Genomic DNA, 21,609 nt, shown 5'->3' with positions numbered 1-21,609 from the left:
ATTATTGTATATTCAGGCTTGTGAAGCATAGAATTTCATTAGGATTATTAATAGGCTGCTTTGCTGCATTAGTTGTCAATCATTTTCTAGTAGATTGGGAAGCGAATACTAGACAAAATGCTGAAGAAAGTTTTGAGTCTTTGATTGATGACCAGTATAAGGATTTAATTTCCTGGAAAGAAGATATTCCTTCTGATAAAGCCTTTAGAAAACGAACAATCTGCAGAGGAAGGTTAGTTAACTGGAGTGACGATCGACCATTTGTATCAAATGTATCCAAGGACTCAATTCAGATCATCGAAAATGAATTAGGTATTTTTATTGTGCAGCAGATTTCAGAAGAAAACTGTACCTATGTTTCGTGCCATCAACTTCTTGCTCAATATTCGATAACGAACCAATATCTGGAAGAGCAGATGAGTGACCTTCTTCATCCCGGTATCGAAGAAATCGTTATTCAACGAACTGCTAATACGCGATCAGATCTAGTTTTTTTTCAAGTATCTGAAATGCCGAGTAGAACGATTGATACAATTGTTTCTGTCATCATTATCATTTTGTTATTGATTGAATATTGGCATTACGCTCACAAAAATCTCAGATCTTTTTGGATAGCAAATGCTGCCCTATTCGTTTTAAGGTATCTAACGCTAGAGTTTGATGTATTCCAGTTGGTGTTCAGATTCGATTTGTTTGATCCTATTAAGTACACCTCATCAGTGGTGAATCCAACCCTGGGAGATTTATTAATTAACTGTATTCTCCTAAATATCTTCATACTGGCTTCATCTCCTTATTTAGAGAAACTCTATAAATCTCGTAAGTGGATTTTTACCCTTAGCGCTATTAATACCATTTTATCGGGGTTAGTCCTTCATATTGCATGGACGATAATTAGTCATTCACAACTATCCTTAGATGTTGGTCAATCTATTCGTTTTGACCTGTTACGTGCAGTAGCGTATGCTTGCATACTTCTAGCCAGCAGTAGCTATTTCTACTTTACCTATCTAACGTTAAAACTAATTCGAAGAAGTAGAAGAATATTAATAGCGATCATTGGAGCACTCAGTGCAGCAGTATTAATGGGTTTCCTGGATGTATTGTCAATAACTTTTAGCGTTGTTCACCTATCTGTTTTGTTCATCTCTATGCGGTATGATTGGGGAAGGTCATTTAAAGAGTTTACCTATTCGAACCTACTTTTCATATTACTTGTAAGTTTGGGTATTGCCTCGGTTTTAGCATTTTGCATTTATAAATACGAAGAGGGAGCTGTACTTGACTCTAAGCGAAAGTTTGCCAATTATCTTTTACTCAAACGAGATGTTCTTGGTGAATATTACTTAAATCAGACCATTAATAAACTTTCCTCGGATGAAAACCTGGCTTTGATTGCGAGTGAGAGGAGTAGGAAGGTTTTAGAAGATCAAATACGTAGTGAATTTCTGACTCCTTATTTTAATAAGTATGATCTTGATATTGTTTTTCAAGATTATCAACAACTGCAGCTTAATACCAGGTTTACTCGTGAGTACAGCTTACTAACCCCTGAAAGTCAATCAGATTACGAGAACATTTATTTTATCGATGAAGGGACAAACTATAAATATGTGTGTAAAATAAATGTAGGCGATCTGGTTGGTCTTATCATTTTACAAATCAAAAAACGAGTACCATCTAGTGTATATCCGGCACTTTTAACTGATAATAAGTATTTCTCAGTAACCAACGACTTTGATTACGCGGTATTTGCTGGTGATGACATCTTGTTCCATCGAAGTAAGTTTGGTCAGGGAGAGTGGCCACAACATGAGGACTTTGAAAAGGAACAACTTTATCGTTCTGGCATAGAAAAAAATGGCCGCCATTACTATGGAATTAAAACACAGGATGGCCGAACGATTTTGATTATTTCTGATAAATATGAAGCACGTGATAGGCTTACAAATTTCTCATTTTTCTTTCTTTTGCTGTTATTTTCATTTGGAACATACAGTGTAATTAGTTCGGCCGTTGAACATGGCTTAAAACTGAATTTCACAGGAAAGATCCAGCTTTACTTAGGTATGGCGTTTATTCTGCCCCTCCTTATTACTGGGTTTGCATTATTAAATACACTTAATACCTCCTATAGAGAAGAAATAAATAGAAGTTACATCAAGCAGGCGCTGTATATCTCTGAAATATTATCCAATCAAATTGAAGAAGTTAATAATGAATATGGTGCTTATCGACTGGCTGAAATAAGCAGTTTCATCCAATCTGACCTTAGTTTCTATAATGAATCCGGTTATTTGGTAGCGACCAGTCAGCCAGAAATATTCAACTTGGATCTATTGAGCAATCTTATTAATCCGATCGTATTTGAGGAACTAGTGGCAAAGGAAAACCAAAGCCTGATCGCGGATGAATCTGTTGGGAATCTTGATTATAAGGTATGCTATGCGGTGGTGAATACCATTGACAACCAAGTAGCTGGTTTTATTGCAATGCCGTTTTTTGATTCCAAAAACCACCTTCAAAGACAGCAAATTGAGGTATTTGGTAATCTCATCACCATTTTCGGATTCATTTTCGTGATTGCCATTGTCTTTGGAAATGTTATTCTGAATAATCTAATGCATCCATTACGAATGGTGGCAGCTAAGATTAGAAGAGTAACACTCCAAGAGGTAAACAAGCCTATTGAATACGAATCTTCTGATGAGATTGGCTCACTGGTTAAAGATTATAATCAAATGCTGGTAAAGCTGGAGGATAGTAAGCTTGCACTAGCTAAAAGTCAGAAGGAAACGGCCTGGAAAGAGATTGCAAAGCAGGTAGCACATGAAATCAAGAATCCATTAACCCCTATGCAATTGAAAATTCAACAAATGCTCAGGAAACATGAGGATGGATCAAAGGAATATGAAACATTAACTTCCTTGTTGACTCAAGTCGATACTTTAAGTCAGATTGCAGAATCATTTTCAGCCTTTGCAGAAATGCCAGCACCTGATAATCAAGTATTTAATTGGGGGGTACTTATAAAAGAGGTGACTGAATTATACAGCGCAGAAGATGTTTCTTTTGAGTTTGAGATTGCTTCTGAAATTCTGATTGAAGCAGATAAGGATATTTTCAGAAGGATTCTAAATAATGTAGTGCTTAATGCAATACAATCTGTTTCTGAAGGGAGGGCTGAAATAAGAATCCAATTGCAGGAGCGCTCTGGAAAGGGCTTGTTATCTGTGAGTGATAATGGTAAGGGTGTTCCTGATGAATTGAAGGATAAGATATTCCTGAACTATTTTAGTACAAAATCGACGGGTAGCGGCATAGGTCTGGCGCTTGCAAAAAAAGGAATAGAGAATGCTGGAGGTAACATTTGGTTTGAATCAGAGCAGGGGAAGGGAACTACCTTTTTCATTTCTATGCCGCTTGATAGCCATTAGTACTTTTACTCTTCTATCTACAAAGCTATCTGGTCAAAACTTAAGATGTTACTCCATACCTTCTAATGTAGAAGTATCTCTAGACTCATTAGTAATAGAACCTAGCTCCATCTCGTCTAAAGAAGATTTTACCTGGGATGAATCAAGCAGCACCATTGTCGTCAACTCTAATTTCAGTCAAGCTGAAGTTTGTTTCAGAGTGCTGTCTTCATTATTGACCGAACCCATTCGTTTAAGGGATACTGCACTTTACGATGATTCTAGATTTTCAAAAAACAATGTTCCTCCTAATCCAGCGGTAGAAAAGGAGGAGTTATTTGATTTTGGAGATGTACAGAAGTACGGTGCTATCTCGAGAGGTGTTTCTTTCGGCAATCGACAGAACCTTTTCGTTAACTCAAGTTTAAATCTTCAACTAGATGGAAAACTGGATGAAAACCTCTTTTTATCTGCAGTAATAACCGATCAAAATGTGCCATACCAACCAGAAGGGAATACTCAGCAACTACGAGATTTTGACAATGTCTTCATCAAACTTTATAACGATCAATTTGATGTTACCGCAGGTGATATTGTTCTTAAACAACCAGATGATGCTGGTTATTTTCTAAAATACTACAAGAATATTCAAGGCTTGCAAGCTAGCTATCGAGGGAAGTCTGGCTATTGGAAGCATGAATCGCGGGTTTCTGGAGCTCTTGCCAAAGGAAAGTTTAATTCTGCAATTCTTGATGCAATTGATGGATTGAACGGTCCTTATAAATTGAGAGGACCTAATGGCGAGCGATTCATTATTGTCCTGGCAAATTCTGAAAAAGTTTTTATAGATGGAAAGCTTTTAGAGAGAGGTTTTGATCGTGATTATGTCATTGATTACAACCTTGGTGAGATCACTTTTAATAATCACATATTAATCACCCAGTTTACTATACTTCGAGTTGACTTTGAATATGCAGAACAGTTTTATAGCAGATCTAATTTGTCAGCTTTTCAATCCGTTTCAAATGATGAAGTCAAGTTTTACACCAACTATTATAGAGAAAGAGATAATCCAAATAGCACTTTTGGTTTTTCGCTTGATCAAAATGACCTGGATCAATTGAAAGCAATTGGTGACAATCAAGATCAGGCTTTTATTACCGGATTCGATACCACTCTATACTCTGAAAACAGGATTTTGTACCTGAAGAAAGACACCATTGATAATGACGGTATCAACAATACCATATTTGAATATTCAACAGATCCATCTGCTGAGCTATTCAGTCCAACATTCTCAGAGGTGGGTTTTGGTAATGGTGATTATGTGTTGAGACAGTCATCGGCCAATGGAAGAATTTACGAATGGGTATCACCACAAGGTGGTCAAAAACAGGGAAATTATGAACCTGGCGCCTTTATTCCATTACCTAATAGCAGACAAATTTTAACCGTAGGAAGTGAAGCAAACATATCCTCCTATGAATCTATAAAGACAGAAGTTGCTTTTTCTAATACCGACCAAAATCTATACTCTGATATTGATGATACTGACAATACAAGTAAAGCTTATTATGCTTCAATAGAGACAAACGATCGACCATCTATTTTTGATGGATATTCGTGGATAGGTTCAATTTCACTGGAATATGATGAACAAGATTTTACGTATATCGATCGGTATCGCTCCATCTTATTTGATAGAGACTGGAACTATGTATCGGATAGAAATGAGCAGTCTCAGGATCTAATTTTATTCTTAAAGGCAGGTTTCAAACAAAATGAAAGCAACCAATTCATTGCATCTGCCAATAGGAGGAAGCGGGAGGAATTCATAGATGGCTGGCAATACACAGTGGACTATAATCAGGAAGTAGCTGATTTGAAGTTTGTTTCATCACACTTTCTTCTTTCTAATACCCAGCTAAATAGAACGACTGATTGGTTACGATCAAAATCAGATATAAGCTACAATAAATGGAAGGTAGTGCCCGGATATTCATTTGAAATGGATGAAAATGAGATATTTGAAGGAGATAGCATTGTGAGTTCTTTGATGCATTATCAGGCCCATGAATTCTATCTTTCAAGTGCTGATTCTGCAAATTCCATTTATCGGATTGGTTACCAATTGAGAAATGATAAGCTTCCTCAAAATGGAAGGATGGAAGATTACTTGTTCTCTAAAAACATTAACGCTTCCTACAACTTCAGTAAAAATAACGGAAGCTTAACGGCCGACTTTAACTATCGAAAGGTGGAAGACAGGTTAGAGCTTAACCTTGGTGAAGATGAAGTGATCAATGGTCGCATTGGCTGGATTCAATCTTTCTTAAAAAGGAGTTTAAGATCAAATTTCAATTATTCTACGGGTAACAGCAGAGAACTTAGAAGAGAGTTTGTATACCTGCCTGTTGCCACTGGTGAAGGTACGCATACTTGGCGCGATACAAATGAGGATGGGGTACAGGATTTGAATGAATTCTTTGAAGCAATCAATCCGGATGAACGTAACTACGTAAAAATATTTACTCCTACTGATGATTATATCACATCATTTCAGACTTTTTACTTACACACAATTGATGGACGATTCCCATTAAGATGGCGAAAAACAGGTGGTATAAAGCGATTTGCATCTAAACTTTCTGTGAATGTCAATTTCAATATTAATTTTAAAACCACTTCAAGTGACTATACTGATCGATTGAATCCGTTCATTATAAGTCTAAATGATTCAAGCTTACTTTCTGCTCAAAACAGCAAACGATACACCTTTTTCTATAATCGAAATGGGAGAGGGTTTGCCGGTGACCTAACCTTTCAAAACTCAGATAATAAACAGCTGCTAACTCAGGGGTTTGAGACAAGAGAAAAGCAAGAATGGATAACCAATGCTAAGATAGATTTAAGCCCGGAATATACCTTTAGAGTTACAACAGCACTTGGAGATTTATTGAATCAATCAGATTTTCTTGATTCTCGTAATTTTGAAATCATATCCTATTCTTACCGACCTCAATTGATCTGGCAGCCGAATAATGTACTTAGGGCTATTGCAAGTTTTGAAAGAAAGACCAAAAGAAACGAATTTCTTGAATCGTCTTCTGAATCAGCTCATTCCAAAATCTATCAAACTGAGCTAACGTGGAATCAAGCAGGGAAAGGATCGCTTAGAGGATCATTTTCAATCGTGCAGATTGATTTTATCGGAGACGTGTCTTCATATCTGGGGTACCTTTTACTTGACGCTTTGCAACCTGGTAGTAACCAAACCTGGCAAATCAACTGGCAGCAGAAGTTATCAAAAGGCATGCAGCTTTCATTGATCTATAATGGAAGAAAATCGGAAGAGAACTCAGCCATTCACACAGGCAATGTCCAGGTTACTGCATTCTTCTAATTATTTAGCTTTTTCACAAATACAGGACAACTTAGCTTACGCTGAGATTTTGGAGGTTTGTATTTACTCCTTGGTATCTTGAAATTGTAAATGAGAGAAAATTCATGTGCACCACCACCAGCTACAGGGTCGAGTTTAGATAGATTAAGATCAAAACTATAGCTCAGTTCGAAATTATAATACTCAACTCCAGTTAGTAAAATGATTGCATCTTGATTAATCCGATTTGCTGAATTACTGACGAATGGCAATCCTCGATAATAAAGCCCGATAATTACTGGTTGTAAGTGTACAGATGCACCCGCATCCAACTGTTGAAAGTTACCCTGCCTACGATATAGAATGCTTGGAGCAATCGTTGGAGCAATCGTTCCAATAGGTATAAGTTTTTGTAATGGATATCTGCTTCCAATATGAAAAGAGTATCGTATGGGTAGGACGTCATTGCCCTCCAGTAATGATCGATTAGGACGAGTAAGATGATCGATCCCAACACCAAACCAATACTTATTCGTGTAAATGAGAAATCCAGCTCCTATATCCCAATGGTTTTTAAGCCGAATTGAATTGACTTGCGGATCTTGAGATGGTGTTCCATCTACTCCAAAATCTACCTGATCTCCAAGGACAAGTTTTGTACGGTCAATATCTCTAAATGTATAACCAAACTTTAACGCAGGCCGGAAGACAACTTTGTCATTGATATTGGCCTCATAGGTATAGATAAATGATCCTGTGGTACTTGTTAGGGATGCAGATCCTTGCTGGTCAGTAGTAAAAATCAATCCAAAACCACTATTTATGTTACTTGCATTATAGTCTAATGAAACTGTTGAGTTCGAGAAAGCTTGCGGCAGAGTAGGCCACTGAATTCGATGAATAAAAATAGCTCTTGTATCTGTGGATGTTCCTGCAAAGGCAGGATTGAGATAAAGTGGATTGGAGTAGAACTGAGAATATTGAGCATCCTGAGCAAAACTGAAAGTAATGGTGCAAAAAGCAGCGATATGTATCCAATACTTTTTCACTAGCGAATCAAAGTTACATCTCCGACTTTGACATCATCTCTGCCATCTGAATATCGGATTTCAAGCTTGTAAACATACACACCAGATGGAGCTAACTTGCTTTTATAGTACCCATCCCAGCCTTTATTTTGGGAACTACTCTCAAAGATTAACTCTCCCCACTTATTATAAATGAACATTCTAAAACGTTCCACACCCTCTAGTCGTGGAAGGAAAACATCATTGATTGACGATGGATCATTGGTGCCATTTACTACGCCTCCTGAAGGCCCATTTAGATTGGGTGTAAATGCGTTAGGCGTTTCAACTTGTCCTCCGGAGACAGCTTCGACCTCAGCAGATCTAAATAAGGTATCTACACACCCCAAATCATTGGTAGCTATTAAAGTGATGTCATAAAATCCTTCCTCCGTGTAAGCATGTCGTGGGTCTGAATCTGTTGAGGTGGTTCCATCACCAAAGTCCCATATATAGGTGCTTGCATTTTCACTCAGATTCTTAAAAATAGCTTCCTGATCAGGAATGTACAAGACGCGAGTAGAAACCAGAAAATCCGCAAAAGGACGTGCGTAGACTGAAATATATTGTTCTTTTTCGATTTCCGAATTCTCACCCACTACATTTTCACCTCTTAGTCTAATTGTAAAATCACCTGAAGCAAAAAAGGTATGAGTAGGATTATCTGATCGTGAGATACTACCATCACCAAACTCCCATACATATTGGCCAGAAACAGCGAATTGAGAAAGATTAGTAAACTGTACAGTTAGTGGGGCACAGCCCTCAAGAGTATCTGCTTGAAAGTCAAGAATTGGATCGGCGGGTAGTACGGTAACTGTCTGTGAAGATTCTGTCGTACAGAATTCATCGGTAAGCTCAAGTGTTATTTCAAAGGTTCCAAACTGATTATAGCTATGCGAGCCGGGATTAAAGCCTGAGAAAGTGTTACCATCACCAAAGTCCCACTCGTATGTGATTCCTGTACCTGTAGTACTATTATTTGTAATCGACACTGTACTGTCAGGTAGTTGGAGAGTGGTTGAGGACAGAATGAAATCTACCACTGCAGCCGGACGCAATTTTTCAACCGTCTCGTTGACAATTTCTGGATTACTTTGACAACTCGCCAGATTGGTGGTAACAAGGGTGATTTCTAAATTGATATCATTCCCTGCATTTGGTTCTCGATTATATAAAACCTGAATTTCATCATCGCCACCAGTCATTTGATTAGGAGTAGGATCAAAATTCCAATTATAGTTCGATAAGCCCTTCTGTGTAGCTTCAAATGCTAGCACTACCTGATCACATTCGTCTGTTCTATTTATTGTGAAAGCCGCAGAGGGCTGAGGGCTTATTTGAATGTTAAAAGTGTCATTGGAAATGCAAATACCAGTCTTATCAACTTCGAGCACCATTGCATAGTTCATGATAGTTGCTGATGTGTTTAGTATTTCGTAATCAAGCTCATGGAAGTCAATGTCACCACTATTTTTAACGATTGGGTACCCTGCGATAGCACCATTAATATCCATCAATGTCCAACGATAAAGATCAGGTGCAAGCGCTTGAGTACTTGGATCCACAATCATGGTGCTGTTCCAAGGAGAGCAGTTCGTATTAAAAAAGTTATAGGTTGGATCATCAAAAGCCGCCTCCTCATTAGGAGAAACCCTGAACGTCTCAGTCGAGCTTAGTGTAAAACAGCCTTCGGTGGTTTCAGCGCGAATCTGTGCTTGATAAGTTCTGGTAGTGTCATCTGGATTATCGAAAGATAATGGAGTATTGGTGTCTGTTAATGTAACGGAACTGACAAAGCCGGAAGGCGGATGAGTTACTTCTAATTGGTAGGTGGTTCCAGGAAGGGTGGGGTTACTGGAGTTGTTGGTAAAGATGATTGTTTCGTTTGGGCAAATGTCACTCGTTGCATCGTGTGAAAGTTGCGCATCAGGATTATCATTAATTGTTACAGTTTGAGTGATTATATCCGAACATCCTCCTTTTTCAGTTGTCGTGCGTAGTGCGACAGTATACGTACCGGCTATTGATGATCCTGGTTCTACACCAGTGAATATGTTGGTTCCATCAAGGTACCAATCAAAGTTCGTGTTGTCTGTTTGCACTAATTCAACATTGAATGTGCCATCATAGCTAAAATCCCATTCGTACAGATTTACTTCGTCATTATTTACTTGGGTAGTAAGACTACCTATTGGATCTGAAATGGCACTAAATGTAGTTCTGGATCCTTCACAAACTGCGATTGTGTTGAAGTCCGGCTGTGGTCTTCCATATACGAAGACCGTATCTTGTGCTTCACTACCACACAGAGTTGACGTGTTTATGGCTACTAATCTTACTATAGTAAAAGATTCTACAGAAAAGTCTCTTGTAAAATCAGGTACCGGATCGGGAAGGAAGGAACCGTCTGTTGGCTGAGTGCTGATGAGTGCATTGCTTTCATCGTAAAATTCAAATCTAAACTCTGTATTGGGCTGATCTACAGTATTGTCTCTAAAGCCGACAGTAAAAACATCTGTTCCTGTTTGACAATAATTGGGATCAATGATGGAGGTGAAAGATGCATCATAAAAGTCAAAATTTGCCACTGCATCCGGTGAAAGGGTAACAATATCCTCATAAACCACATCACAAACTCCATCAGCATTTGCATCCGAGGCAGTTAGTCGTACGAGTTTATCCCCTCCGCTGTTAAATGCAAAGGTTGGGTTTTCCGCATTAGATGTACCAGCAAGAGGATCTGAATCAGCTGGACCATCAAAAAATTGCCAAAAGTAAGTAAATGGACCACCAGCTGTTTGATTATCAAAGTAGATATTTGAATTGATACAGAATTCTGCTGGTGTAGCACCCCCGGGCCCATCTTCTCTTGCAATATATGACGGGTTAGGAGGAGGTATTATTTCAATGATCAACGTTTCTGAAACCGCATCTTCATAATTTGGATCAATGGGATCACCGTTGTAAGGATTACATGTATTCCAATTGAATAATGTGACTTCAAAAGTGGTTCCGATAATATTTGCTGCATTGGCTGGTGCTGAAAGCGGAAAGGTTGAATGAATGGGTTCATCCGCTGGGAAAGGCACTTCTTCAACAGGTCCAAAATACCCAGCAGTGATCATAACCGCTCCTGTACCACGAGTTTGTGGAGTATTGAGATTACCTGCATTATCAGTTACGGTTACTATACCTCCATCATCTAAAGTTACATCTCTTAGTCTTCCCACCGCTGGTGCTGGATCTGAACCATAGACGAATTGCACCCATCTAGATATTTGATTCGGATTGTCAGGGTTGTCATTGATGTTGCAGTTGAAGGTGCTGGCATCATCGAAAATCACATTGACTAATTCTGTATTTTCACATAAATTATATTGACCCGGGTCAAAAGCGATGACACCTCCGTTTTCATCGTCCAAATTCCATGATGGAACAATTTGTGTCTGTTCTGAAGTTTCACACATATCTCCGGCAACTATAATGAACGCTTGTGCTTCAAAAAAGCATTCAGGACCGGTATCTGGATAGGAATAAGGAGTGGCTGTAGCTTGGTAAGTTCTGTCACCATTCGAAACGGTAAGCCCAGCACCTGCCACAGTTTCCGTTGTGTTTGCAGGATCGTTCCAGATAAATTGTATTTCAATATCTGCCGGGTTTTGAGGAGCGTTGAATGTATATGTGACTGTAAACGTATTCACTGTCACAGGAGCACAAGTACCATCTGCGCTGAAATCAACACTGATTGTGGTACTTAGCAAACTACATTGAGAGTATCCATGCAGTCCAACCAAGGCTAACAGAAAGGTGATTAAAAGCCTGGTGATCATATTGATTGAATATAATTATTCAAAGATATAATTTACTCTTTTGAATAATTAAATAATGTTTATAACGATGAAATATTGTGCTACTTCATCATTAAGTTAACAGATATGCCTTAAAAATTCATTGTAGTGTAAGATGAATGATAAGGTCACTTGCCCTTAACCAACTTCATTAACCTGCCTGCAAAAACAAAATCATTGAGTTCTTGCACATCTGAGTCACCAATCTCAGAGCTAGGACCTGTCCAAAGGATGCGTCCTTCATGCATGAAGTTTACTTTATCCCCAATTTCCAGCACGGAATTCATATCATGAGATACTACTACCGTAGTAATTCCATATTCATCTGTGATGTCTTTGATGAGATTATCAATTTTGATGGACGTTTGTGGATCCAAACCTGAATTAGGTTCATCACAAAACAAATAATTGGGCTTTGTAACGATGGCTCGAGCAATCCCAACTCTTTTTTTCATTCCTCCGGATATTTCAGAAGGCATTTTGGAGTTTACATTTTCTAATCCCACTCGCTCCAAGCAGAAATTGACTCTTTCCAATTTCTCTTCCGGCGATTGCTTCGTTAAGACATCAAGCGGAAACATGACATTTTGTTCAACTGTCTGACTGTCAAATAATGCACCTCCCTGAAAAAGCATGCCCATTTCCCTCCGTATCTCTGTTTGTAGTTCTTTATCTGCTCTGGTAAACTCTCTATTGTCATAAGAGACATCCCCATTGTCAGGTTTTATCAATCCAACGATACATTTAAGCAGGACGCTTTTACCTGTACCACTGGCGCCAATAATCATATTAATCTTACCTTTTTCAAAAAGCGTGTTTATCTCATGTAAGACTTTCTTATCACTAAATGATTTAGATATGTTAGATACTTCAATCATGCAGTTAAGAGTGGGGCCAAGAGATAAGCTAAAAGGAAATCTGCAGCTAGCACCGCTATACAACTATTGGTGACAGCACTTGTCGATGATTGACCAACTTCCAATGCTCCACCTCGAGTGAAGAAACCCTGGTAAGCAGAAATTGCGGCAACTAAGAAGCCATACACAACTGCTTTAATCATGGCGAAAACTACCGTGAACGGAATAAATTCAATTTGAATACCGATAAGGTAATCTGTTCCAGATATAACACCTGTTGACAATGATGTAAGGTATCCACTGTAAATGGAGATAAAAGCCGATAATATTACAAGAATCGGGAACATTAGAACAGAAGCCAATATTTTTGGAAAAACCAGGTAAGAGGTTGCATTGATTCCCATGACTTCCAAAGCATCTATTTGCTCGGTTATTCTCATGGTACCCAATTCCCCCGCGATATTAGATCCTACTTTTCCGGCATATACAATTGCTGTAATGGTCGGAGCAAGTTCGAGGAGTGTCATGTCGCGAACTACCCAGGCTATGGTACTGTCAGGGATTAGCGGTGAGACCAAATTATACGCTGTTTGTACAGTAGTAACTGCTCCGATAAATGCGGAAACAATAGCCACAATAAATACGGAGTTAAATCCTACCTTAATACTTTCATCAACTACACGGGTTACATACGTGGCAAAAGCTTCTCTTCGAACGAATAGTTGTCCAATGAATATGATGAATTTTCCTAAGCTCTTCATGTATTGCGTTCGATGCAAGTGTTAGATTTGTCAAACATAACACCTTAAGGAATAACCAGAAAAAAGAAACATGAATAATTCAGAGAGGATGGTAGTGATTACGGGAGGAACAAAGGGAATTGGCAAAGCTTTGGTACACAGATTTGCTTCTGAAGGATGGCCTGTGGCTACCTGTTCAAGGAACGATAATGACCTGGCAGAGCTTAGAAAAGAGATTCATGAGCAACATAATGTATTGATTCATACCTTTTCAGCGGACTTATCGAATAAAGAAGGGGTTAAGACATTCGTTGAGTTTATTCGAATGACCGCAAAACCTGTTGAAATTTTGATCAATAATAGTGGGGTGTTCACTCCAGGTCTCATCTGTGAAGAACCGGATGGAGCTTTGGAAAAAATGATAGACACGAATCTTTATAGCGCTTATCACCTCTCCAGAGCTTTAATACCTCAAATGAAGCATGATAGACGAGGACATATTTTTAACTTATGTTCGGTAGCAAGTCTGAAAGCATATCCAAATGGAGGTTCATATTCTATTTCAAAATTTGCTCTTTATGGTCTTTCACAGGCATTGCGTGAAGAATTAAAGGAATTCGGAATCAGAGTAACTTCTATTTTGGCCGGAGCGGTGAAAACTCCGAGCTGGGACGGTGTAGATATTCCTGAAGATCGCTTTATGAAACCTGAAGATATTGCCGAAACCATCTATACCAGTTATCGGTTGAGTGAACGAAGTGTAATAGAAGAAGTAGTCCTAAGACCACAATTGGGAGATATATGATGCAAAATCCATCGATTAAAACTTGTCATGTTGAGTGAAACGAAACATCTATCTCAATCAATTCAATGTTCATTTAAAGCTATGAATTCATCGTTAATGAATATTTCTCCACCGTCGAAAAGACAAGTTTTAAGTTATTGTTAAGTCAAAATAGGATTGACAAATGAATTTTAAATATTGTAACAGTCTTACTCATTATTCAAGAAGGAAAACCCGAGAAGTTTTCATTGGGGATGTTCCAATGGGTGGTAATAACCCAATCAGGGTACAGTCCATGACCACTGTAGATACCATGGATACTATGGGATCTGTAGAGCAAACATTAAGAATGGTTGAATCCGGATGTGAATACGTGAGAATAACAGCTCCAAGTATTAAAGAAGCTCAAAACCTTGAGAACATTAAGAATGAATTGAGAAAGCGTGGCTGTGAGGTACCATTAGTTGCAGACATTCATTTCACTCCCAATGCAGCTGAGCTTGCAGCAAAAATTGTAGAGAAGGTTAGGGTCAATCCGGGTAACTATGCGGATAAGAAGAAATTTGAGCAGATTGAGTATACCGATCAGGCCTATGCAGATGAATTAAAACGTATCGAAGATAAGTTTTCTCCGCTGGTAGAAATATGCAAGGCCAATAAGACAGCCATGCGAATTGGAACCAATCATGGTTCACTCTCTGACCGGATTATGAGTAGGTATGGGGACACCCCGCTGGGAATGGTAGAATCTGCATTGGAATTTATCCGGATCTGTGAAGCAATGGATTATAAAGACCTGGTGGTATCTATGAAAAGTAGCAATCCTCAGGTGATGGTTCAGGCCTATAGATTGCTTGTCAATAAACTAGATGAAGAGGGATTGGAGCCCTACCCATTGCATCTTGGAGTGACAGAAGCAGGCGAGGCTGAAGATGGGAGGATTAAGTCCGCTGTTGGCATAGGAACCTTACTCGAAGATGGACTGGGAGATACCGTTCGAGTGTCTCTTACTGAGGAGCCCGAGGTTGAAGCACCTGTTGCTCAGATCATGGTTGATCGACTACAATTCAAGGCTCAGCAAGAAAAAATAGAACCAGCCAATGGCTGGCCAATTAACCCCTTTGAATATCACAGGAGAAAGACGAGTGAAGTGTTGAATTTCGGTCATGAAAATGTGCCAAGAGTAATTGCTGATTTCTCTAAAATGGAGAAGGTTGAGATCAAAGATTTGAAGTCAATCGGGCATTCATATTTACCTGAGTTGGACAAGTGGGGGATGAATGATCTAGGTGCAGACTATATTTATACAGGATCAAATCCGATCCAGTTCATGCTTCCGAATGGTCTGAAAGAGGTCATGAATTATGATGTTTGGAAATCTTGTAGTGATCAAGTCAATAGGTATCCATTACTAACTGATTTGAAGGAAGTTAATGGAGTTCATGATAAGTTAAACTTCATATCAATAAATACAGATAACTACGACCAAACAATCTTTGGTTTTCTGGAAAAAACAGCCAATACAGTCCTTATACTACATTCTGAGCAATCTCATTCCACTGCAAGCATCCGAAGGTTTGTAGTAGAGCTAATGAACCAAAATATTGAGGTACCTGTGGTCTTGCAACAATCATATCCTGATCTTTCGGAAGATGAATTAATGATCCATGCGTCAACAGATGCTGGTGCTTTATACATTGATGGTATTGGTGATGGTCTGATGCTGTCGCCAAAATTTGTTCCTTCTGTTGCGACCTTGAAGCTGTACAATAACACCGCCTTTGGGATACTTCAGGCAGCTCGCACCCGGATTACAAAAACGGAGTACATCTCCTGTCCATCTTGCGGTCGAACACTCTTTGATTTGCAGGAAACGACTGCAATGATTCGTAAGCGAACTGACCATTTGAAAGGGGTGAAGATCGGCATCATGGGTTGCATTGTAAATGGTCCCGGGGAGATGGCTGATGCCGACTTTGGATATGTCGGTTCCGGCAAAGGAAAGATCACTTTGTATAAAGGGCAGGAAGTAGTGAAGCGTAGCGTGCCATCAGAACGAGCATTGGACGAACTCATTGACTTGATCAAAGAGCATGGACGATGGGTGGAGCCGGAGGGAGTGGAGGTTTAGTAATTCCCTCTTTGAGGACGGTCCGACGTTTCCCGAGTTGTTTCGTTTAAAGTGTCTGTTATTTGTTGGTGTTATTCGAAACTGAAGGGTTTAACACGTCTGACGACTCTTAAGCTTGATCTTTTTAGCTAGAACGTCACCCTGAACTTGTTTCAGGGTCTATGATCTCAGGTTTGTGCTTCATTAACCTATTTCTTACGATTCGTGAGGACACGAACCGAGGCAATAGATCAAGAAGCATGGCAAATGGATCGAACCGGAAGGCGTAGAGGTTTAGTTGATGTAATCGTTTAAAGTATGGCTTCTTAAAAAAGTGTGATTCTTAGTATCTTACTTGATACACTTAATCACATGAAGTCTTACTTGTTATTCGCCTTTTTAGTGCCATTTCTAATTTCTGCTCAGATGAAAGAGAGTGGGGTAGCGCCCGGAATCAGTACCGTTGTTGGAGATCACACAGGGGTCAACTTACGGTTTCATTATTTTCCCAGTCATAAAATGTGTTTCGGTTTGGAGAGTAATCTGTTTCCTCAAAATGATCATGCACTTTCAGAGGGAATGGAAGTTACTTTTAATGGTCACTTTATTTTTGAATTGTCACATCACTGGGGAGTGTATCCTTTAGTTGGTGCCGGATGGAAAAATCTAAAACATGAATCAGGATTTAGAGCTTTAACCGGAGGCGGGTTTCATGGAATGTATGGGAGATTTGCGCCATACTTTGAGTACATCTACAGTAGTGGTTTTGAACCTGAAGGGATTGTTATAATAGGTACTTTTTTCACTTTTGAATTAAGTAAAAAATAGGTCCTTGAATCAAATACCTTTCACAAATTCAGTAAATACTTCTTTATGTCTTTCCAGATCCAACTCAGGAGAAACAGATACCCGTGCAATGTAATCCTTGTCTGATTCCTTGGTTGTACCTTGAGTAGAAGTAGCAGGAATGGTCCAATAGCACCCTTTTAATTGTCCATAACTCACGCAGTATTTGCTGTCGTTTGGAAGCTCGCTGATCATCATGGTGATCAACTTGTTATTCAGTCCTCGTTTATAGGCTTCTCTCTCCTCTTCGGCCTCACCTTTGGTTGGCAGATCCAACGAAAACACCGACGGTGTAAATCCTTCCTTTGCAAGTTCTTCAGATACAAAGTTGATCTTTGCGGTAGGCAATGTTTGCTTAATGAAGTTCACAAATTCCCGTGTATTTAAATATGCTTCGGCAATCCGTTGAATCATGGAAGGCATCTGCTCTGCAAGAATCGCTATCTGAAGATCAGTAGCTTCATTGTCACAAAGGATCAGATGCTTTTCAATGGCATCCACTAATCCCTCTGCCTCTTTATTGGCCACACAGTATCCGGCGGTGCATTTTCCTCCACTTGGAAACTTAGATCCACTTACATATGAGATGGCTTTTATGGATTCAAAGTATCCTTCTTCTTTTAAAAATTGGATATTAGGACAGAAGGTCTGATCCAAAATAAATACCGGATCTACTGCGGTATGATTATCCGCTGTGGTTCGAGTCTGGCTCAATACTTTTTTCAATTCATCCATATTCGGGACCTCTACACGTGGATTGGTAGGTATCTCTGCGATGATGAAAGGAATGGCATCTGCTTTGGCCACTTGATCAAGAATATGATTCAGGCTTTGCACCATATCGGAATCACCATCAACACGCCAATCCAGAACCTCTACTTGATCGATGCATGCTGCAACACGTCTGGCTTGATCGTTGGTGCCTCCATAGCAATTGGTTGGGACTATGAATTTAATAGCTTTACCGGAATGAGACTTGAATGAGTTATCAATCAATCCCATCATAATGGCATATTGAATAGATAAACCACTTGATCCAATGATTGCTTTTGATTGTGTGCCAGTAATCGATCGAATGGTCTCAACAACTAGCGCTTGATCTTTCGCTGAATCAAATTGTTTTGTATCGGATACTTGAGAACCACTTAAATGTTGAAGGGCGGTCATGCAGTTGGCAGGTGTCATAGCGATGGTTTCTCTTCTCCTGACGTGCTGAATAGCCGCAACATATTCTTGATTGCGATCGCCGTTTATAAGTAAAACACTTCCCCAATCCGTGTGATTATTGATGTAAAAGTCAACGTTATCATTCAGATCAAAGGAATCTGGATTTTGACTATTTGAAACAAATAGGGTACTCCCATCAAAAGCTTCGAGCTCTCTTAGATCATTCGCTTTTTCCAACTTAAAAGAATAGCCATACACTCGTTTAATTTCCTCAGGATCAAATGATGAAGGCAACTGATCAATGTAAACGATACGTGTATTCTTATTATCAAGTTGATTTTTTCTCAAAACAGCCATTATTGGAATCGTCCGAGATGAAAAGCTGATGACTCGTTCAGCATTTGTGTGGTTCAGCTTAGCAATGAACCATTCTAAAACGGTAGATAGTGGATGACCCAATCGAATGTAATCATATGCTGTTGGGAGTTTTTGGAGGGCTTCAGGCGATGAGTGATTTGAGGAATACAAGTTTTCGAATGCTTCCAGAAATTCAGTTTTGGCCAGTTCTTCGTTGTAAATATCCAGACGATGGGTTGTAAGGTTAAGCCAATCGGACGGAACGTTATTCAGAAGTTCTTTGAGGTAGTTCAGTAGCTTATCTTTATTCATCGTCAAGGAGAAGTCTTTTTTCTGTATTTATTTAATCAATGCTATAACCCAAGCAGCCCACAGAATAATTCCATAAAAGCCGCATTTAGCGGCCGCAAAGATATAGTTCTCGATTAAACACACATTGATAAATTCATGCGCTTTTAGTTGTGCCCTCTATCATGGATTGCTCATTGTCAGTAGTTTGATTAATTTAAATTTCTAACCAATCACCATATGCAATACTACGATCCTAAAACCCTTTCTTTTATTCTGAAAGAAGTTCATAATCTGGAAGACTTGTTAAAAGCTGAACGCTTTGCTGCCTATGACATGCAATCCATTGACATTTTACTTGATGCGGTAAAAGATTTTAGCGACAAGGCTCTATATCCATTCGTAAAGGAAATGGACGAGAAACCTTCTTTTTTTAAGAATGGTCGGGTCTCTATTCACAAGCAATTTGGTACCATTTTTCAAAAATCCGGTGAAATGGGATTGGTAGGAGCATTTATGGATGAGAAAGATGGTGGAATGCAATTGCCCCTGGTAGTTTTTAATGCACTTTATTTTATTACTGAAGCTGCCAACAATCATGTTTCAGGCTACATGGGGTTGACAGCCGGTGCTGCTAACTTGATCATTAATTTTGGGACTGAGGAGCTAAATCAAAAGTTCGTACCCAAGATGCAAGAAATGAAGTGGGGCGGGACCATGTGCTTGACTGAGCCACAAGCGGGGAGTTCCTTGTCAGACATTACTACATCTGCAAAACCAAAGAAAGATGGGACCTATTCCATAAAAGGACAAAAAATATTCATTTCCGGAAGTGACCATCAGTTTGCAGAAAATTTCGTTCATCTGGTATTAGCCAGAAAAGAAGGATCACCTGCCGGGACCAAGGGCGTTTCTCTATTTGTGGTCCCGCAATATTTGGTGAATGATAATGGAGATATTGGTGATTATAACCATGTGGACATTGTAGGTGAACATGAGAAACTTGGGCAAAGAGGATATTGTACCAATCACCTGGCATTTGGAGATAGCGGGGAAAGTGTGGGGTACTTGGTAGGTCAGGAAAACAAAGGATTATCCTATATGTTTCAGATGATGAATGAGGCACGCATAGCCGTAGGTCGTGTGGGTACCGGCATAGCATCAGCTGCTTATTATACTTCGCTACAGTATGCCAAAGAACGGCCCCAAGGACGAAAGCTACAAGGTACCGGAAAGAAGGATCCTAGTCAGGAGCAAACCCTCATCATCAATCATCCGGATGTGAAACGTATGCTGCTACATCAAAAAGCAATCATGGAAGGTTGCCTGAGTTTAGTGCTTCAATGTGCGTGGTATGTAGATAAGCAGATGACCACAACTGGAGATGAGAGCAGTAATTATCATTTACTTGCAGAGTTGCTTACACCAATAGCCAAAACCTATCCGTCTGAGAAAGGCAAAGAGGCTGTCGATACCGGACTTCAGGTACTAGGAGGATATGGGTTCACTATGGATTTCATACTGCAACAATATTTACGAGACATTCGCATTTGCTCGATCTATGAAGGGACCACAGGTATTCAGTCACTCGATCTGTTGGGTCGCAAAGTGACGATGATGGAAGGGGCTGCATTAAAACTTTTGGCTCAAGAAATTGAATCAACAATAAATTCTGCAAGTAACAAAGATCAGCTTAAAAACTATGCCATTACATTGGGTGAGGGTGCTAAATTGATCGAAACATGCCTCGCCCACCTGATGAAGTATGCAATGGAAGGGGATCATGAACGGTATTTGGCAGACGCAACCATATTTATGGACTTATTTAGCACAGTGGTGATTGGATGGCAATGGTTGAAAATGGGAGTCGCTGCATTCGATAAGGATGAAACATTTAAGCAAAGTAAATTTCATACGATGGACTATTTCTATAAGTATGAGATGTCTCGATGCAAAGGCCTGCAAAAAACAATTTGCCACGACTCAGATGTGACGGTTAAGGTATCAGCAGAGCTGTTTTAGAGATAGGTTGGATCTGTAATTTTTTTGAATAAGATGGTATCTGTCATTAACTGATACTGCTCACCATCTGAAATGGTAATGTTTGCCTCAAAAAGTGCAGATAATGGAATTAGTGTATCCGGTTCCAACTTTATACTAAAGGATGATACAACTTGTCCGTTAAGAAATTCACTCAAGGTTGTTGGTTCATGGGAATAGGCGTAATCGATAAAAAAATAGGGAATCGCATCGATTCTTTTATTTGTCACTGTGTTGATGACATCCAACTGGAAATCTACAATTTCCTCTCCTTCTATATACTCATACCCACAACAACGTTGTTCCGGGTGTTTAATGACAAAAGTTGTTTTGTATAAAGTCATCTCTATTCCAAATTTGACCATATCAATACTGTCATTTATTTGGTATGATTTAGAATCATTGGTACGCTCATAAGGAGTCATATCAGCATTATAAATATAATACTCCTGGATGCCGTGACTTGTGCTTGTACAATTAGTAATACACTTTGTATAATCTTCTTGACAAGAGAAAAGAAATGAGATCGTCAGAAAAAGGAAAAAAGTAATGAGTGATCTAAGAATGGGTAATTGGGTAGTGAGATTCATGGTGATTAACAGTAAACGGATTAGTAGTTTTGGTTAGACAAAAAATCAGTGATTAACCCCCAATTTCAAAATGATAGATCTAAAGATGTGGTAGTTCTAGTCAATAAATGATTT

General features: G+C 39.1%; 12 protein-coding genes. 6 read left to right on the top strand and 6 right to left on the bottom strand.

All coding sequences use genetic code 11. The annotated features are described in order from the left end of the window. Positions 1–20 precede the first annotated feature (20 nt). Both ACOMC3_RS09040 and ACOMC3_RS09035 read left to right on the top strand, forming a co-directional pair. Entirely contained in the window at positions 21–3,437 is a 3,417-nt protein-coding gene (locus ACOMC3_RS09040; RefSeq protein WP_420319220.1) for an ATP-binding protein, read from the top strand. Beyond that, positions 3,355–6,819 carry a hypothetical protein gene (locus ACOMC3_RS09035; protein ID WP_420319219.1) on the top strand — a complete coding sequence of 1,155 codons (3,465 nt, stop codon included), beginning with the start codon at positions 3,355–3,357 and terminating at the stop codon, positions 6,817–6,819. Before ACOMC3_RS09040 ends, ACOMC3_RS09035 begins: the two co-directional genes overlap by 83 nt. On the opposite strand, the gene ACOMC3_RS09030 is transcribed toward ACOMC3_RS09035, so the two are convergent. The 4 genes from ACOMC3_RS09030 to ACOMC3_RS09015 all read right to left on the bottom strand — a co-directional run bounded on the left by ACOMC3_RS09030 (position 6,816) and on the right by ACOMC3_RS09015 (position 13,334). Next, positions 6,816–7,847: a PorP/SprF family type IX secretion system membrane protein gene (locus ACOMC3_RS09030; protein WP_420319218.1), complete on the bottom strand. Its 1,032-nt coding sequence runs from the start codon at positions 7,845–7,847 to the stop codon at positions 6,816–6,818. The genes ACOMC3_RS09035 and ACOMC3_RS09030 overlap by 4 nt on opposite strands. Further along, on the bottom strand, positions 7,847–11,698 hold the full coding sequence (locus tag ACOMC3_RS09025; RefSeq protein ID WP_420319217.1) for a PKD domain-containing protein: 3,852 nt from the start codon (positions 11,696–11,698) through the stop codon (positions 7,847–7,849). Before ACOMC3_RS09025 ends, ACOMC3_RS09030 begins: the two co-directional genes overlap by 1 nt. A 146-nt stretch (positions 11,699–11,844) precedes the next feature. Then, positions 11,845–12,594, bottom strand: coding sequence for an ABC transporter ATP-binding protein (locus ACOMC3_RS09020; protein ID WP_420319216.1), 750 nt, complete (start codon positions 12,592–12,594; stop codon positions 11,845–11,847). Further along, positions 12,591–13,334 carry an MlaE family ABC transporter permease gene (locus tag ACOMC3_RS09015; protein ID WP_420319215.1) on the bottom strand — a complete coding sequence of 248 codons (744 nt, stop codon included), beginning with the start codon at positions 13,332–13,334 and terminating at the stop codon, positions 12,591–12,593. The genes ACOMC3_RS09020 and ACOMC3_RS09015 overlap by 4 nt, the downstream gene beginning before the upstream one ends. 70 nt (positions 13,335–13,404) lie before the next feature. Here ACOMC3_RS09015 and ACOMC3_RS09010 point away from each other — a divergent pair, with 70 nt between their 5' ends. The 3 genes from ACOMC3_RS09010 to ACOMC3_RS09000 all read left to right on the top strand — a co-directional run bounded on the left by ACOMC3_RS09010 (position 13,405) and on the right by ACOMC3_RS09000 (position 17,035). Then, positions 13,405–14,118, top strand: a complete 714-nt coding sequence (locus ACOMC3_RS09010) for an SDR family oxidoreductase (protein ID WP_420319214.1) — start codon at positions 13,405–13,407, stop codon at positions 14,116–14,118. A 163-nt stretch (positions 14,119–14,281) separates the two neighbouring features. Beyond that, positions 14,282–16,228 carry a (E)-4-hydroxy-3-methylbut-2-enyl-diphosphate synthase gene (ispG, locus tag ACOMC3_RS09005; protein ID WP_420319213.1) on the top strand — a complete coding sequence of 649 codons (1,947 nt, stop codon included), beginning with the start codon at positions 14,282–14,284 and terminating at the stop codon, positions 16,226–16,228. Between the two features lie 351 nt (positions 16,229–16,579). After that, positions 16,580–17,035 (top strand): hypothetical protein, encoded by a 456-nt coding sequence (locus ACOMC3_RS09000; protein ID WP_420319212.1) that lies wholly within the window; start codon positions 16,580–16,582, stop codon positions 17,033–17,035. A 9-nt stretch (positions 17,036–17,044) separates the two neighbouring features. Here ACOMC3_RS09000 and ACOMC3_RS08995 read toward each other — a convergent pair whose 3' ends face one another. After that, positions 17,045–18,889, bottom strand: coding sequence for a cystathionine beta-synthase (locus ACOMC3_RS08995; protein ID WP_420319211.1), 1,845 nt, complete (start codon positions 18,887–18,889; stop codon positions 17,045–17,047). A 216-nt stretch (positions 18,890–19,105) separates the two neighbouring features. On the opposite strand from ACOMC3_RS08995, the gene ACOMC3_RS08990 reads away from it, so the two are divergent. Continuing rightward, positions 19,106–20,887 (top strand): acyl-CoA dehydrogenase, encoded by a 1,782-nt coding sequence (locus tag ACOMC3_RS08990; RefSeq protein ID WP_420319210.1) that lies wholly within the window; start codon positions 19,106–19,108, stop codon positions 20,885–20,887. On the opposite strand, the gene ACOMC3_RS08985 is transcribed toward ACOMC3_RS08990, so the two are convergent. Beyond that, the gene (locus tag ACOMC3_RS08985; protein ID WP_420319209.1) at positions 20,884–21,495 is read right to left on the bottom strand and encodes a hypothetical protein; all 612 of its coding nucleotides are present in this window, start codon (positions 21,493–21,495) and stop codon (positions 20,884–20,886) included. The genes ACOMC3_RS08990 and ACOMC3_RS08985 overlap by 4 nt on opposite strands. Between the last annotated feature and the right edge of the window lie 114 nt (positions 21,496–21,609).

Source organism: Ekhidna sp. (assembly GCF_965212185.1).
Taxonomy (GTDB): Bacteria; Bacteroidota; Bacteroidia; order Cytophagales; family Cyclobacteriaceae; genus Ekhidna.
The sequence above is the reverse complement of the archived record's forward strand: the minus strand, read 5'-3'. Positions and strand labels throughout refer to the sequence as shown.

Bases quoted from the DNA above. Each gene is read 5' to 3' on its own strand.
- ACOMC3_RS09035 (WP_420319219.1), top strand. From the start codon at position 3,355: ATGCTGGAGGTAACATTTGGTTTGAATCAGAGCAGGGGAAGGGAACTA.
- ACOMC3_RS09025 (WP_420319217.1), bottom strand. From the start codon at position 11,698: ATGATCACCAGGCTTTTAATCACCTTTCTGTTAGCCTTGGTTGGACTG.
- ACOMC3_RS09020 (WP_420319216.1), bottom strand. From the start codon at position 12,594: ATGATTGAAGTATCTAACATATCTAAATCATTTAGTGATAAGAAAGTC.
- ACOMC3_RS09015 (WP_420319215.1), bottom strand. From the start codon at position 13,334: ATGAAGAGCTTAGGAAAATTCATCATATTCATTGGACAACTATTCGTT.
- ACOMC3_RS09010 (WP_420319214.1), top strand. From the start codon at position 13,405: ATGAATAATTCAGAGAGGATGGTAGTGATTACGGGAGGAACAAAGGGA.
- ispG (WP_420319213.1), top strand. From the start codon at position 14,282: ATGAATTTTAAATATTGTAACAGTCTTACTCATTATTCAAGAAGGAAA.
- ACOMC3_RS09000 (WP_420319212.1), top strand. From the start codon at position 16,580: ATGAAGTCTTACTTGTTATTCGCCTTTTTAGTGCCATTTCTAATTTCT.
- ACOMC3_RS08995 (WP_420319211.1), bottom strand. From the start codon at position 18,889: ATGAATAAAGATAAGCTACTGAACTACCTCAAAGAACTTCTGAATAAC.
- ACOMC3_RS08990 (WP_420319210.1), top strand. From the start codon at position 19,106: ATGCAATACTACGATCCTAAAACCCTTTCTTTTATTCTGAAAGAAGTT.
- ACOMC3_RS08985 (WP_420319209.1), bottom strand. From the start codon at position 21,495: ATGAATCTCACTACCCAATTACCCATTCTTAGATCACTCATTACTTTT.